The organism is Bacilli bacterium, assembly GCA_036381315.1.
In the GTDB taxonomy this organism is placed as follows: domain Bacteria; phylum Bacillota; class Bacilli; order Paenibacillales; family KCTC-25726; genus DASVDB01.
The window spans coordinates 1-14,086 of the sequence record DASVDB010000160.1 but is presented as its reverse complement, the minus strand read 5'-3'; the positions used below and the strand labels follow the sequence as shown (position 1 = coordinate 14,086).

The window sequence follows — 14,086 nt, the reverse complement described above, 5'->3', positions numbered from 1 at the left end:
TCCTCTTAAAAATAATGAATGCGTCGCTAAAAAACAGTCACACCGCCGAATTGTAGCGAAACCGTTCGATGATCATCGGCTGAAGTTGTCTCCCGGACAACGCCTCCGCACAGGTTTCGACGATCAAATCCATTCTGGCTACGAGCGAATTCGGTTTTTTGTCGGGTGCGTCCTGCCCAAACGGCACGAAATAAATATATTTTGCCACCAATAATTTGGCGATGTTGGCGGCATTAAGCCCCAATCCGTCATTTGTAGAAATCGCCAGCACCACAGGCCGCTGGTTGCGCATTTGCGCTTTAGCCGCCATCAGCACCGGGGTATCGGTAATCGCGTTGGCCAACCGGCTCGTCGTATTGCCCGTGCACGGCGCAATGACCAGCACATCGAGCAGTTTTTTAGGACCAAGCGGCTCCGCATCAACAATTGAAGAAATAATATCATTACCCGTTATTTCTTTCAACTGTTTTTGCCAATCTTCCGATTTCCCGAATCTAGTATCCGTAGTCATAAGTGTATATGAAGCAATTGGTACCACATTGGCGCCCGATTCCACAAACCGCTTGATTTGGGGCATCACTTCCGCAAACGTGCAATGTGATCCGGATAGAGCAAAACCTACCGTCGTCCCGTTCCAGCTCATTGCTCATCCCTCCGCTTCCTGGAATCTTCCAAGATCATGTCAAACAACACGTTGGCAATGATGCGCCCCGCCGTTTTGGGTGCGACGATTCCGGGCAAGCTGGGAGCCAAAAGAGCTTTAATGCCTCTTTTTTCCGCATAACGAAAATCCGTGCCTCCCGGCTTGGAAGCCAGATCGATAATGAGCGCCTGATGAGGGATGTTGGCAATAACCTGTGATGTGACTATCATAGTAGGAATTGTATTAAAAAGCAAGTCAATTTCGGCTGCTTCTTTCCCCAAGTCTTGCAGGAAAAACGGCTTGAAGCCCATTTCCATTGCCCGTGCAAAATGCTCTTTGCGGCGCACCCCAACCTTCACCTTTGCGCCCATTCCCTGCAAAAGGCGCGATAGCGTCATGCCTGTTCTGCCCAATCCCAGCACCATGCTCACTGCTCCGTGGATCGTGATATCCGTATTTTGAATGGCCATCATTATAGCGCCTTCGGCGGTCGGAATGGAATTGTATATGGCCACATCATCTTGCTCGAACAATTCGACAAGATCGACATTTTCTTTTTCGCAAATTTGCCGAAGATAAGGCTTCGCCAATCCGGTATAAATTTTGGCATGTCCGGGGAGGCTGGCAATGTGGGATTCCGTGATTTTCAGTGTTTCGGATGAAAAAATGGTGCTTACGATCCCCGTATCATCCGAGCCAACGGCAGGCAGGACGACAGCATCGAGGGAGGCAAAATGAGCCGGCGACATTTCTACTTTGCGTACGCCGCCCATGTTGATCTGCAAATCGTCAAACCCCATCAACAGCACATTGGCATCCATATCGGAAAATTTGTTGATCACTTCGATTTGCCTTGCGTCACCGCCAACAATGGCAATTTGCGTGCCGGTCAACATGCAGGAAAACCTCCTTCCCAACACCGTTTCAACAGTTGGACCAGCGAGCGTCCCTCATTTCCCCAAGGCCGCTTTTTAGTATAACTTATGCCGTCGCCTATTTGGTGGTGAGCAATGTCGGGAAGTTTCGTTTACATAAAAAAAGGCCGCCCCAAATGGGGAGGCGAAATTTAAGTATGGCACAGTTTGCCAACAAAAACCCGGTCGGATTGTCGGCTGGCGGCCTTTTTTGCCTGGAATCTCATTTTGTTTGCCGGCCCCAATATTTTAACGGACGTAGGAGAGCTTATATTGCGCAAATGGCCCGCTTTATTATTCTAACGGTCGTGACAGAGCCTATTCTGGCATGTTTCCTGATATTCGGGCACGGAAACGACAAATAGCCGCTGTGGCGTACGTTAAAATTTCGAATCAGCCTTTTTACGGCAAATAGCCTCTGCAGCGTCCGTTAGCGCTGGGTGGCGAGGGCAACGCTGCGTTGCGCAGGGAGGTAATCCACCCATTTAGCGGTGTGCATGGGTAATTTGCGCCATTTATTTCCCGGTATGGCCGAATCCCCCGGCGCCTCGTGCTGTCTCATCCAATTCGTCAACCGGACAAAGATCGACTTGCGGGACGACCTGGAAAACCATTTGCGCGATCCGCTCATTGCGTTTTACCGTAAACGGCTCATTGCCGTGGTTAATTACGATCACTTTAATTTCGCCGCGGTAGTCGGCGTCGATCGTTCCCGGCGCATTGACCATGGAAATGCCGTTCTTCAGCGCCAGTCCGCTGCGCGGACGAATTTGCGCCTCAAGGCCCGGCGGCATGGCAATTGCATAACCGGTCGGGATCAGCGCCCGCTCCCCCGGCCCGATGACAACCGGCTCCGCCACAGCCGCGTACAAATCATAACCGCTTGCGCCTTCCGACATGCGCGCCGGCGCATGTATATCTTCATTGCCGGGAAGCCGCTTTAATTGGACTAGGTACGACATATCAATCTCCTCCATTTTTCCGCCGCTGCTCCCGTCTCGCCGACAATCGATGCGGAATACGGATCGGCAAACAGACGGTCGATCAGTTGCCTGATATCATCCATTGTAACGCCCTGAATTTTCGTGATCAGTTCATCCAATGTCATATGCTCGCCAAGCAGCAGTTCGTTTTTGCCCAGTCGGTTCATCCGGCTGGAGGCGCTTTCCAGGCCTAAAATCAAACTGCCTTTCATTTGCTCCTTGCCCTGCGCCAATTCCTTTTCGGTGAGCCCGTGGGCGCGGATTTCATCCATGACGGCAAGCACAAGCTTTAATACTTCCTCCGTTTGCCTGGGAGCCGTTCCCGCATAAATGGTAAACAGGCCGCTGTCGACAAACGACGAATGATACGAATAAATCGAATATGCCAGACCGCGCTTCTCGCGTATTTCCTGAAACAACCGCGAACTCATGCCGCCGCCGACGGCGTTGTTAAGCAAGATCATGGCATACAGCAGCGGATCGTCCGCCGAACAGCCGGGCAATGACAGGCACAAATGATTTTGCTCCGTCTTTTTCGCATACGCGATATAATCTCCGCGATATTCGGGAGATACCGTATGTTCGCTCGTGCCGCGCCGCATAAAGTCGCCGAAATGCCGATTCATGAGCTGAAGCGTCTCCTTGTCGACATTGCCGGCCATGCTGATAACCGTGTTGTCTACCGTGTAAGTGTTCCGCATGTAGGAAAATAAATCCTCCGGCCGAAACGCATGCAGATTTTCCGCGCTCCCGAGGATGGAAAATCCGAGCGGATGGGCGCCGTAAGCCGCTTTGGCGGCAAGATCGTGCACCAAATCATCCGGCGTATCCTCATACATGGAAATCTCTTCGATGATGACGTTTTTCTCTTTTTCAATTTCGCTTTCGGCAAACTCGGAATGAAAAAACATGTCGGCAAGAACATCCACCGCGATCGGCAGATGCTCATCCAGCACTTTTGCGTAGTAACACGTATATTCTTTGGCGGTAAAGGCATTTACATTGCCGCCCAAACGGTCGAATATTTCGGCGATTTCAGCCGCACTGCGCCGCGGCGTGCCTTTAAACAACATATGTTCGATAAAATGCGAGATCCCGTTGTTTTTAAGCGTTTCATTTCGCGAACCGTTTTTTACCCAAATGCCGAATGATACGGAGCGCGCCCCGGGAATTTTCTCGTACACGATGCGAAGCCCATTAGACAATACTGTCTTTTCCACAGGCGTCCCCCTAATCTGCGTATATCATTACCATACTATCAAAAATCGATTGGCGCCTCAACTTCGGGCACGCGCCGCGGCGAAATCAGATCGCTGACCGTGCCGATTACCAAGCCTTTGTTTTTGATGTTTTGGATCAGTTCAGGCAGCGCTTTGGCCGACGCGGCGGTCGGGTGCAGCAAGATTAGCGAACCGGGCTCCAGCCCGCGCGTAATTTTGCGAATGATCGTTTCCGGCGCGGGGTTTTTCCAGTCGACCGTATCAAGCGTCCACAAGATTGTCTTCAACCCGTGTTTGGCGGCGAGTTGCACCGTTTCCGCCGAGAAATCGCCGGATGGCGGGGCGAACAGCGCATTTTTTACGCCCAGACCGCTCAGCAATTGTTCCGTCCGCACAATTTCATATTCCGCTTGCGCAGCCGCAAGCTTGCTCATATTTTTATGCGAATAGCCGTGATTGGACAATTCATGCCCTTGCCGCAACATTTCCCGGGCGGTTCTTTCGTTTTTCGATAACCAGGTTCCGTCGAGAAAAAAAGTGGCGCGCACGTTCGCATCCGCAAGCGTTCTAAGCAGCGGCGCAATATATTCGTTGCCCCAAGCGACATTGACCATAAGGGCGACCATCGGCTTATGCGGATTTCCCCGGTAAATCGGGTTGGGCGGCAGATCGTCAAGGCTAATCCGCGGCGGAATTTCCCGGTACACAAACGAAATCGGCTCCGTTTCCCCGCGGTCAAGCGCAAGCTTATACGTTTTTTCAACATCCACCTCGCGCCCGTTAAGGCCGGGTATCGCCTTCCATACGCGGTCGATTTTGGCGTTGATCGGGGCTTGCCTGTGCGCTTTCGCCGCCTGTTCAATCCGGTTGTACAACTCCTCTTTTTGTTTTTTCGTAATCGGCGCTGTCCCGGATGCGCCGCCGTATCGCAAAAGCTCCCCCTGCTCGCGGTACGCCAGCATTTTGACTGTCTTGATAAACGCGTTCACCGACCCGATCTGGGCAAACAACCAAACAAGAAAGATCGTGCCCAAAGTGTACACGGCAAGTTTTTTGAGCGGCATTCGCCTCGTCCCTCCGCAGGCGGTTTGTCCTCATATGTATGAAATTGCCGCACCCGTTAGAACAATGAAAAAAGAGACAGAACGAACTCTGGCTCTTTTGCGTGCAAAGATGCGATTTTCCTGGCAATTTTTCAATTGCTGCGATTTTGCGCCGCTAACACGGCCTTGCGCGACAAGTTCACACGGCCCTGCGCATCGATTTCCGTCACCTTAACCGTGATCGTATCGCCAAGCGATAAAACGTCCTCGACTTTGGCAATGCGCTCCGGCGAGATTTGCGAAATATGGACCAGACCTTCTTTGCCGGGCAGGATCTCGACAAAGGCGCCGAATTTTTCAATCCGTTTGACCGTTCCGAGATACGTTTCGCCGACAACGACCTCGCGCACGATATTCTCGATCAGCTTGCGCGCTTTTTCGTTTTTCTCGCTGTCCGGAGATGCGATGAATACGCGACCGTCCTGTTCGATATCGATTTTTACGCCGGTATCGTCAATGATCTTGTTGATGACCTTTCCTCCCGGACCGATCACTTCACGGATTTTATCAGGGTTAATCTGGATTGTGATGATTTTGGGCGCATACGGCGACAAATTCGCCCGCGGCTTGTCGATGCACTGCAGCATTTTTTGCAAAATGAACATTCTGCCTTCGTGCGCCTGCTGCAACGCTTGCTTGAGTATTTCACGGTTGATGCCGTCGATTTTGATGTCCATCTGAATCGCGGTGACGCCCGCGGCGGTTCCGGCGACTTTAAAGTCCATATCGCCCAGATGGTCTTCCATGCCCTGAATGTCGGTCAGGATGGAAAAATGTTCGCCGTCTTTGATCAGTCCCATCGCGATGCCTGCTACCGGCGCTTTAATCGGCACGCCCGCATCCATCAAGGCCATCGTGCTGGCGCAAATGCTCGCTTGCGAGGTGGAGCCGTTCGATTCCAACACTTCGGAAACAAGCCGAATGGTGTAAGGAAATTCCGATTCCGGCGGAATCACTTTCTCCAGCGCCCGTTCGCCCAATGCGCCGTGACCGATCTCGCGGCGGCCCGGAGCGCGCAGCGGCCTTGCTTCGCCGACGGAAAACGGCGGGAAATTGTAGTGGTGCATAAACCGTTTTGATTCTTCCAAATCCAGTCCGTCCAAAATTTGCACATCACCGAGCGCCCCCAACGTGCAAACGCTTAAAGCCTGGGTTTGTCCGCGCGTAAACAGGCCGGAACCATGTGTGCGCGGCAGCAGGCTGACATCGCATTCGATCGGGCGAATTTCCGTCAACGCTCTGCCGTCCGGGCGGATTTTTTCGTGGGTGATCAAGCGGCGCACTTCTTCTTTCACGATATCATGCAGCACTTCTTTTACATCAGCGAGCTCTTCCGGATATGTTTCCGTAAAATGCTCGATCGCCTCCGCGTTGATGGCGTCAATCGCATCTTGCCTTGCTTGCTTTTCCGGTATGCGGATGGCCGCGATAAGCCGGTCCTTGGCAAATTCGCGCACTGTCCGGTTTATCTCGGGGTTTATCTCATGCAGTTTTACTTCCATTTTCGGTTTGCCCGCGATTGCCACCAGTTCTTCCTGCATTGCGACAATTTTCTTGACTTCCTCATGCCCGAACATGATCGCTTCCAGCATGACATCTTCCGGCACTTCGTTGGCTTCGGCTTCAACCATCATCACGGCATCTTTCGTTCCGGCGACAACAGCGAAAATATCGCTCACCTTTGCCTGTTCCACCGTCGGATTGATGACGAATTGCCCGTCAACCCGGCCGACAATGACGCCGCCGATCGGCCCTTTAAACGGTATATCGGAAATGCTGAGCGCCGCCGATGTGCCAATCATCGCGGCAATTTCCGGCGAGCAATCCTGATCCACGCTCAGCACGAGATCGACAATTTGCACGTCGTTGCGGAATCCATCCGGAAAGAGCGGACGAATCGGTCTGTCTGTCAGGCGGCTGGCCAGAATGGCTTTCTGACTTGGCCTTCCTTCACGTTTGATGAAGCCTCCCGGAATTTTCCCGACCGCGTACAGCCGTTCTTCATAGTTGACCGTCAACGGAAAAAAGTCCAGATCTTTCGGCTCCGGCGAAGCCGTGACCGTACAAAGCACGACAGTGTCGCCATAGCGCACCGTCACTGCCGCGTTCGCCTGTTTGGCCAACCGGCCCGTTTCCAAAATCAACGGCCTGCCGGCCAGGTTCATTTCCACTTTATCCAATATGTACTCCCTCCTAAATGCTTCCGTCAGGAAGCTGCATCGTCTGCAATCGATTTGCGAAACTTCCTACGCAAAACTTTTTCGGCATTGCGTATAGTATTTCCTGCTCCATCGCTTCAATGATAAAAAGCAACCATGTTTCAGGCCCGTTTTCGTCAAGGGCCCGACAACCTGGTTGCTGGCGGAAAACCGTTATCTCCTCAAGCCAAGCTTTTCGATCAAAGAACTGTACCGGTTCACATCTTTGTTTTTCAAATACGTCAACAGTTTGCGGCGCTGACCGACCATTTTCAACAACCCGCGACGGGAGTGATGGTCTTTTTTGTGCAAGCGCAGATGTTCCGTCAGTTTTTCAATGCTCTCGGTCAGGATAGCGATTTGCACCTCCGGGGACCCCGTGTCCGTTTCGTGCGTCTTGTAAGTTTGTATCAACTCTTGTTTGCGTTCCTGCGAAATTGCCATCCCGTTCACCTCCTTAAATTCGAATGGACCGCCTGCAGCCGAGAATCCGTTGGAGTTATCGGCATTCCAAGCCGCGGCTAAACGCCGAAATGTCGATCGGCAACGAGAAATAGTATATCATAGTGTCCATATTGAAACAACATTTTTTGCGGTTTCCGCCGCAGTTAATACGAATTCGGGCGCTCCAAAGCGCTTCTGGCGTTTATGATATCCTCATGGATTTGCTTGACCAACGCTTCGGCGGAAGCAAACTTTCGTTCGGAACGCAAACGGTCGATGATTTCGACCTTAAGTTCCTCGCCGTATAAATCGCCGGAAAAATCAAGCAAATGCACTTCCAAAGCCTGCGCTTCCGTATCATGAAAAGTCGGCTTGACGCCAATATTCATCACGCCTTCGTAACGCTTGTCCCCGTGCATGGCGCGCACGGCATAGACGCCGCGGGCGGGAATGAAATACGGATCGGTCGGCCGCAAATTGGCTGTCGGGATTCCCAACGTGCGGCCGCGCCCCTCGCCGGCAACCACTCGCCCAACAATCCGGTAAGGGCGTCCCAGCAATTCATTGACGCGGGCAATGCTGCCTTCGTGCATCAGTTCGCGAATCAGCGTGCTGCTGACGCGATCCCCGTCCACGTGAAACGGCCTGACGACGTTAACCTGATAGCGGCCTTCCGCCTCTTCCCGCAACGTTTCGGCCGTGCCGCGCCCCAGATGGCCGAACGTAAAATTGAACCCGACAACAAGGTGGCTCGCGCGCAAGGGAATGATCACCTTATCGATGAATGCGCGCGGCGCAAGCTGGGACAATCCCCGGTCAAACGCGAGGATATACGTCCGATCCAGCTTAAGTTCACGAAAACAGCGCAATTTTTCGGCAAGCGGGGTTATGTATTTGGCATTGGCGACAGTTCGCAATACTTCCCGCGGATGCGGATCAAACGTGAGCACGGATGCGGGAATTCCTTTGGCTTTCGCCAGGTGAACGCTATCGCGCAACAATTTTTGATGGCCGCGATGCACGCCGTCGAAAAAACCGACCGCCAGCACTTGGCCTGTTGCGGGAATATCCAATTGTTCGGGGGAAAACGGGTATTGAAAACGGATTACGTTCATGTCGACACCTGCTTTTACTGAAAAACTTTTACCGGTTGCATGCAAGAATCGCCCGGACTCGTTTGGAATACGCCGAGAAACGTGTTCGCTTCGTCATAAAGACGAACGAGTACGCTGCCGTTCGGCACTTTGGAACATGCGGAAAACGATATCTTTTGCCCGGACAACGCTTTTGCGGCGTGCGTTTGCCTAACCATAACGGCCGGCATATGGCCAATCGCCTGATCCGGCGGAACCGTAATCGTTTGCGCCGCTCCCGCCTCGGCAAGTTCAGCCAAACGACCGAGCGTTACACATTGTTCGGAGCGAAAATTCGCTGTCATGGTGCGCACCAGATCGGCCATAACGGCCGGATATCCAAGCGCTTGTCCGATATCTTTGCAAAGCGTGCGGATGTAGGTGCCTTTCGAACAGGTTACGGCAAACGTGATTTCCGGATAACGCCTTTGCAAATCCATCTCAACCATGTCAATCCGGTATATTTCAACCAGGCGCGGTTTTCGTTCAACTGTTTTTCCTTCGCGGGCAAGTTCATACAGCTTCTTCCCGTTTATTTTAAGCGCCGAATACATCGGCGGCACTTGCCGAATCGTTCCGTGAAACGACCGTAACGCCTGTTCGATTTGCGCGGCCGACAATTGCACGGACTCCGCCTGTTCGATTACGTTGCCCGTTATGTCTTCCGTATCGGTGGCATAGCCGATAATCAGCTTTGCGCGGTATTCCTTCGGGAGTTCCTGCAAATATTCGACGAATCGGGTTGCCCGCCCGACGCATAACGGAAGCACACCGGTCGCTTGCGGATCCAGTGTGCCCGTGTGCCCGATTTTTTTTTGCCGTAAAATGCGCCTCGCCTTCGCCACGACGTCATGCGACGTCCATCCGGAAGGCTTCCACACCGGAATGACTCCTTCAATGCCCTGTTTCATGCAAGCACCCTTTCGGCAACGGCGACGACTTGCCGCACGGCTTCCGCAAGCGGCAGCATGACCGTCGCGCCGGCCGCCCGCGCATGGCCGCCGCCGCCAAACTGTTGGGCGATTTCCGCCACATCGGCGTTGGCGGTCGAACGAAACGACACTTTCACTTTTCCGTCCGCCGTTTCGCGGAACAGAAGGCCGATATCGACGCCGTCGATGCGCACGGGATAGTTGACGATTCCTTCAAAATCTTCCTGCTTCGCTTGCGACTCGGTCAAGTCGGCAAGCGAAATCTGAATCGCCCCGATTCGTCCTCCGGCATAAAATTGCAAGCTGTTCAAGGCACAGCGCAAAAGGCGGATATGCGGCATCGTCAGTTTTTCCAGCAAGCGCTCGGCCAATTCGTGGCCTTTTACGCCATACGACAACAGCGCTGCCGCCATTTCCATCACTTTGGGCGATGTGTTGGAATATCGAAAACCGCCGGTATCGGTCAAAATGCCGGTGTAGATGCATTCGGCGAAGCTTTTGTCCCAGGTGAACGAAAAAAGCTTGGCAAAGTCATGCAAAATTTCCGCGGTCGCCGCCGCTTCCGGCAAAACGGCAGCGATATCGCCAAAGCGATCGTTGGTGGCATGGTGATCGATATTCAAAATTTTCGCGTCCTTGGCAAACAGTTCCGAAACCCGCCCAACCCGCGCTTTATCGGCACAGTCAACCGTAATGACACAAGCGAATTTGCGGTTTGCCAAATTCGGCTGAAAGCTTGCGACTTCACTGCTTCCCCACAGATAAAGGAACTTTTCCGGCAGCTTTTCTTCGTTCATCATCACAAAGCGTTTGCCCAACTTGTGCAGCATCCAGCCCATCGCGCATGTGGAACTGGCGGCGTCACCGTCCGGCTGCACATGCGAAACTACGAGAAAATCGTCATGATCCAGAATGAATTGTTTTGCCGCCAAAAACGGCTGTTCATGATTCGGTTTGCGATTCGCCGCGCTAACACTCATTTGCCGTGCTCCTCATTTTGAATCTGCTTCAGGAGATGGTCGATTTTGCTGCCGTATTCAATGGATGTGTCAAACTTGAACATAAGCTCCGGGGTATGCCGCAACCGGACGCGCTTGCCGACTTCCGAGCGGAGAAACCCCATGCCTTTGGACAAGGCGCGAAGCGATTCTTCTTTTTGTTCCGGCGATCCCAAAACGCTCAAATAGACGGTTGCTTGCGACAGATCGTTCGTTACTTCCACGCCGGTAACCGTAACAAATCCAATCCGCGGGTCCTTGAATTCCGTTTGCAAAATCCGGCTGATTTCTTTTTTGATTTGTTCGCCTACTCTGCCCGTTCGAAACTTGACCATATCCCGCTCACCTCTCAACAGTTTCCATCACGAATGCCTCGATGATGTCTCCTTCTTTAATATCGTTGTAATCGGTGAGAGAAATACCGCATTCGTATCCCTGCGCCACTTCTCTGGCGTCATCCTTGAACCGTTTAAGCGATTCGACATTCCCTTCGTAAATGACTACGCCGTCGCGGATCAAGCGCGCTTCGGCATTCCGGGTGATTTTGCCCGATGTGACCATGCATCCGGCAATGGTGCCGATCCGGCTGATTTTGAATACATTGCGCACTTCCGCATGCCCAATAATGTTTTCCTTGTATTCCGGATCGAGCATGCCTTTCATTGCCGATTCGATTTCGTCGATTACATTGTAAATGATCCGGTGCAGGCGAATATCGACATGTTCGTGCTCGGCGGTTACTTTGGCCGCGGGTTCGGGCCTTACGTTGAAACCGATAATAATCGCATTCGACGCGGACGCCAGAATAATATCTGATTCGGTGATCGCGCCTACGCCGGAATGGATGATGTTCACGCGCACGCCTTCGACATTGATTTTTTCCAGCGAGCCTTTCAGCGCTTCCGCCGAACCCTGCACATCCGCCTTGATAATAATGTTCAGTTCCTTCATTTCGCCTTCTTTAATATGCGTATAAAGATCATCCAGGGTGACGCGCTTGTTGGAACGAAGCTCGCTCAACCGATGCTTGCTGGCCCTTCTTTCGGCGATCGCGCGCGCCTTGCGCTCGTCCTCGAAGACCATGAACGGATCGCCGGCTTGCGGCACTTCCGTCAGGCCGGTGAGTTCAACCGGCATGGACGGCCCCGCTTCTTTCACCCTGCGTCCTTTATCGTTGACCATGGCGCGGACGCGCCCGAAACAGACGCCGGCAACAAAGGCGTCGCCGATTTTGAGCGTGCCGTGCTGCACCAATACGCGCGCCACCGGGCCGCGCCCTTTGTCAAGCTCCGCTTCGATCACGGTGCCGCGGGCGCGCTTGTTGGGATTGGCCTTAAATTCCTGTACTTCCGCAACGAGCAAGATCATTTCCAGAAGAGAATCCAGCCCGATTTTTTGTTTTGCGGAAATGTTGACAAAAATCGTATCGCCGCCCCATTCTTCCGGAACAAGCCCGTGTTCGGTCAGTTCTTGTTTGATGCGGTCGGGATTTGCGCCCGGCTTGTCAATTTTGTTGACGGCCACGATAATCGGAACATTGGCCGCCTTGGCGTGGTTGATCGCTTCCACCGTTTGCGGCATCACGCCGTCGTCGGCGGCGACGACAAGCACCGTAATATCGGTAACCTGCGCTCCTCTTGCGCGCATGGTCGTAAACGCTTCGTGGCCGGGAGTGTCGAGAAACGTGATGCGTTTGCCGTTTATCTCCACTTGATAAGCGCCGATGTGCTGGGTAATGCCGCCCGCTTCCCCTTCGGTTACCCGCGTATGGCGAATCGCATCCAATAGGGTTGTTTTGCCGTGGTCGACATGGCCCATAATCGTAACAACTGGCGGACGTTCTTCCAGATCCGCCGGATCATCCGTCTCTTCCACCGTCTCGAAGTTGTCTTCTTCGACAGGCAGTTTGATCTCGACTTCCACGTTGAATTCATCGGCAATCAATTGGATTGTATCCAGATCAATTTCCTGATTGATCGTCGCCATCACGCCCAGGAACAACAGCTTTTTGATAATCTCCGAAGCTTCCCTGTGCAAAGCGCTCGCCAATTCTCCAACGGTCATCGTGCCGCGGACAATGATTTTTTTCGGCGCCGTATCGACTTTATCCCGTTGTTGCTTATCGTTCCCCTTGTTTTTGCCTTTGCCGAACTGTCTGTTGGCTTTGGACGCCCCGCCTTTGCCGTCTTCGTACCATTTATCCGCGGCTTTCGCCTTGCGGTTGTTTTTCGCCTTGCCGGCAAAATCCGCTCCGGCAAATGCCTTTTGCCCGGCCTGCGGCTTGCCGCCCGCCGCTTGCTTTTGCCTGCCGTCGGCTTTCCCTGTTACGGGCGCAGGCGGAATAGCCAAATGTTGTCCCGGGCGATCCTGCGACTTTCCGCCGTGGCGGCGGCCAAAATTGCCCCTCTGGCTGCGTTGGTCCGTTTGGCCGTGATCTTTATGCCGGTACGCGTCGTCGGATTGATGCTGCCTTTGCCCGTCCGGGCGCGGGCGAAACCCGGAAGTTCTGTCTTTGCGGTTTGCAATTTGATTGTTCCGCTGCTCTTTTGACGCTTCGCTTGCCGCCGCACCGGGTTTTTCCTGAACATGCGCGTTCTTTGAGGCGGGCTGGGTTGTTTGCGTCTCCGGCGCGGGCTGCGCCGGAGCGGCGCTTGCCGGCGTTATTGTTGCCGCCGTTTTGGTTGGTCTGTTCCGGCGGTTTCCGGCATTCCGGCGCTGTTCCCGGTTATCGTCGCGATGCCGCGCGGGCGTATGCTGCCCGTGGCTCGCCTGCTGTTGCTGCCCTTCCCGTTTTGCCGCGCTCTGCGCCGCTTTGGACGCGGACTCCTGCGCGGCGCGTTTAGCGGCAGCGTTCGTTTTCACATCAACAAAAAACTTTTCCACCGCGCTGATCATTTCCGGTTCCATTACGCTCATATGATTATTGACGGATATATTTTGGCGCTTGAGTATCGTAATGATTTCCTTGCTGCTCATATTCAATGATTTGGCATATTCATAAACCCGCAATTTATCCTTGTTGTCTTGTTTACTCAATATGATCCACCTCCGTAAGGAAATTCAGACGCTTGCCGATCAAGTTTGCGAATCCGCTATCGGTAATGGCCACGATTACGCGCTCCGCTTTGCCCAGGCACGCGCCCAGTTCTTGCCGGGTGCCGCCTTCAGCGAGCGGAATCCGGTAATGCCGGCATTTGTCCATTGCTTTTTTCAGCGCATTCGCCGACGCATCGCTGGCGATGATCACAAGTTTTGCCGATCCGTTTTTGATCGCGTCGTAGACGGTATCATCCCCGCTTTTCAGCATGCCGGCGCGCAAAGCCAATCCAAGATAGGACCGCGCGTTACGATCCATTTTCCGCCTCCTGCCCGCCTGCCTCCGCCGCGGAGAGAAAATCGTCTTCCACCCGGACGAAATCTTGCGCCAAACGATCGTAAATGTGGTCGTCCACTTTATGCTTCAACGCTTTATCGAGCGCCCGGGTTTTCTTCGCCAGTTTGAAACAGGAAACCTTGCC

At 53.3% G+C, this 14,086-nt stretch carries 14 protein-coding genes; all 14 read right to left on the bottom strand.

Features of this window, described 5'->3' with window-relative positions; translation table 11 throughout:
- Nucleotides 1-37: 37 nt before the first annotated feature.
- Entirely contained in the window at nt 38-643 is a 606-nt protein-coding gene (locus VF260_11820) for a dipicolinate synthase subunit B (protein HEX7057864.1), read from the bottom strand.
- A complete protein-coding gene (dpsA, locus tag VF260_11815; protein HEX7057863.1) occupies nt 640-1,539 on the bottom strand; it encodes a dipicolinate synthase subunit DpsA in 900 nt (299 codons plus the stop codon). Before dpsA ends, VF260_11820 begins: the two co-directional genes overlap by 4 nt.
- Nucleotides 1,540-2,072: 533 nt before the next feature.
- Nucleotides 2,073-2,519: a dUTP diphosphatase gene (gene dut, locus VF260_11810; protein HEX7057862.1), complete on the bottom strand. Its 447-nt coding sequence runs from the start codon at nt 2,517-2,519 to the stop codon at nt 2,073-2,075.
- Nucleotides 2,507-3,760, bottom strand: coding sequence for a pitrilysin family protein (locus VF260_11805; protein ID HEX7057861.1), 1,254 nt, complete (start codon nt 3,758-3,760; stop codon nt 2,507-2,509). Before VF260_11805 ends, dut begins: the two co-directional genes overlap by 13 nt.
- Before the next feature lie 38 nt (nt 3,761-3,798).
- Entirely contained in the window at nt 3,799-4,824 is a 1,026-nt protein-coding gene (locus VF260_11800) for a polysaccharide deacetylase family protein (GenBank protein ID HEX7057860.1), read from the bottom strand.
- A 131-nt stretch (nt 4,825-4,955) separates the two neighbouring features.
- Nucleotides 4,956-7,046 (bottom strand): polyribonucleotide nucleotidyltransferase, encoded by a 2,091-nt coding sequence (gene pnp, locus VF260_11795; GenBank protein ID HEX7057859.1) that lies wholly within the window; start codon nt 7,044-7,046, stop codon nt 4,956-4,958.
- A gap of 189 nt (nt 7,047-7,235) precedes the next feature.
- Entirely contained in the window at nt 7,236-7,505 is a 270-nt protein-coding gene (gene rpsO / locus VF260_11790) for a 30S ribosomal protein S15 (GenBank protein HEX7057858.1), read from the bottom strand.
- A 164-nt stretch (nt 7,506-7,669) separates the two neighbouring features.
- Complete coding sequence (locus VF260_11785) at nt 7,670-8,620, bottom strand: bifunctional riboflavin kinase/FAD synthetase (GenBank protein HEX7057857.1); 951 nt, start codon at nt 8,618-8,620, stop codon at nt 7,670-7,672.
- A 14-nt stretch (nt 8,621-8,634) separates the two neighbouring features.
- The gene (truB, locus tag VF260_11780; GenBank protein ID HEX7057856.1) at nt 8,635-9,549 is read right to left on the bottom strand and encodes a tRNA pseudouridine(55) synthase TruB; all 915 of its coding nucleotides are present in this window, start codon (nt 9,547-9,549) and stop codon (nt 8,635-8,637) included.
- Nucleotides 9,546-10,550 carry a bifunctional oligoribonuclease/PAP phosphatase NrnA gene (locus VF260_11775; GenBank protein ID HEX7057855.1) on the bottom strand — a complete coding sequence of 335 codons (1,005 nt, stop codon included), beginning with the start codon at nt 10,548-10,550 and terminating at the stop codon, nt 9,546-9,548. Before VF260_11775 ends, truB begins: the two co-directional genes overlap by 4 nt.
- The gene (gene rbfA, locus VF260_11770) at nt 10,547-10,903 is read right to left on the bottom strand and encodes a 30S ribosome-binding factor RbfA (protein HEX7057854.1); all 357 of its coding nucleotides are present in this window, start codon (nt 10,901-10,903) and stop codon (nt 10,547-10,549) included. Before rbfA ends, VF260_11775 begins: the two co-directional genes overlap by 4 nt.
- A 7-nt stretch (nt 10,904-10,910) precedes the next feature.
- On the bottom strand, nt 10,911-13,604 hold the full coding sequence (gene infB, locus VF260_11765; GenBank protein ID HEX7057853.1) for a translation initiation factor IF-2: 2,694 nt from the start codon (nt 13,602-13,604) through the stop codon (nt 10,911-10,913).
- Nucleotides 13,597-13,923, bottom strand: coding sequence for a ribosomal L7Ae/L30e/S12e/Gadd45 family protein (locus VF260_11760; GenBank protein HEX7057852.1), 327 nt, complete (start codon nt 13,921-13,923; stop codon nt 13,597-13,599). Before VF260_11760 ends, infB begins: the two co-directional genes overlap by 8 nt.
- Nucleotides 13,913-14,086: YlxR family protein (locus tag VF260_11755; GenBank protein ID HEX7057851.1), on the bottom strand; the 174-nt coding region annotated here is incomplete at its 5' end. The genes VF260_11755 and VF260_11760, both read right to left, overlap by 11 nt.

Coding starts and splice junctions, on each gene's coding strand:
- VF260_11760 (HEX7057852.1), bottom strand. CDS start 13,923: ATGGATCGTAACGCGCGGTCCTATCTTGGATTGGCTTTGCGCGCCGGC.
- dpsA (HEX7057863.1), bottom strand. CDS start 1,539: ATGTTGACCGGCACGCAAATTGCCATTGTTGGCGGTGACGCAAGGCAA.
- VF260_11775 (HEX7057855.1), bottom strand. CDS start 10,550: ATGAGTGTTAGCGCGGCGAATCGCAAACCGAATCATGAACAGCCGTTT.
- rbfA (HEX7057854.1), bottom strand. CDS start 10,903: ATGGTCAAGTTTCGAACGGGCAGAGTAGGCGAACAAATCAAAAAAGAA.
- VF260_11800 (HEX7057860.1), bottom strand. CDS start 4,824: ATGCCGCTCAAAAAACTTGCCGTGTACACTTTGGGCACGATCTTTCTT.
- dut (HEX7057862.1), bottom strand. CDS start 2,519: ATGTCGTACCTAGTCCAATTAAAGCGGCTTCCCGGCAATGAAGATATA.
- rpsO (HEX7057858.1), bottom strand. CDS start 7,505: ATGGCAATTTCGCAGGAACGCAAACAAGAGTTGATACAAACTTACAAG.
- VF260_11785 (HEX7057857.1), bottom strand. CDS start 8,620: ATGAACGTAATCCGTTTTCAATACCCGTTTTCCCCCGAACAATTGGAT.
- VF260_11820 (HEX7057864.1), bottom strand. CDS start 643: ATGAGCTGGAACGGGACGACGGTAGGTTTTGCTCTATCCGGATCACAT.
- truB (HEX7057856.1), bottom strand. CDS start 9,549: ATGAAACAGGGCATTGAAGGAGTCATTCCGGTGTGGAAGCCTTCCGGA.